The organism is Defluviitalea phaphyphila, assembly GCF_001466305.1.
Classification (GTDB): Bacteria; Bacillota; Clostridia; order Lachnospirales; family Defluviitaleaceae; genus Defluviitalea_A; species Defluviitalea_A phaphyphila.
The window spans coordinates 5,625-6,138 of the sequence record NZ_JWID01000040.1; the positions used below are offsets into that span (position 1 = coordinate 5,625).

Sequence of the window (514 nt, forward strand, 5' to 3'; positions counted from 1 at the left end):
AATATTATCAATATTCAATATATAAATTATTTAAATTGCAATATTAAATATAGTATTTATGTTTAGTAGAAATCATGCTTGATTTTAGGTGTTAAAGTATAAAATTAGCTCTAAAAGAAAGGTTGTAACTTTTTGAATAATTGTTAAAAAATATTATATATGTATTATAAGTTAATAAAAGTATCTTATTCATAAAAGATATATACAATTAATATATTGACATTTTTTGTACATAGAGGTAAAATTATAAGAAATTAATTACTAAATAATTAGTTATAAATACTTTGGTTTATAATATATCAAATATAATCATATATTTATATTTGTGTTTTAAAGATAATTTATTGGAGGTGAAATATGCTATTAGTCTTAGACTTGTAAATGGTTTGGTTAAATTTATTACTCATAAAGAACAATATGACGAATTTGGAATGGAAGAATTTGAAGATTCAAATTATATGAGATGGATAAGTCTTGTTAGTATATTAGAAAAAAATAATTATGTCTGTGAACG

General features: G+C 18.9%; 1 protein-coding gene. It reads left to right on the forward strand.

Annotated elements, in window-relative coordinates; genetic code table 11:
* Positions 1-323 precede the first annotated feature (323 nt).
* On the forward strand, positions 324-514 hold a 191-nt coding region (locus tag OM90_RS12860), incomplete at its 3' end, for a DUF6630 family protein (protein WP_160323670.1).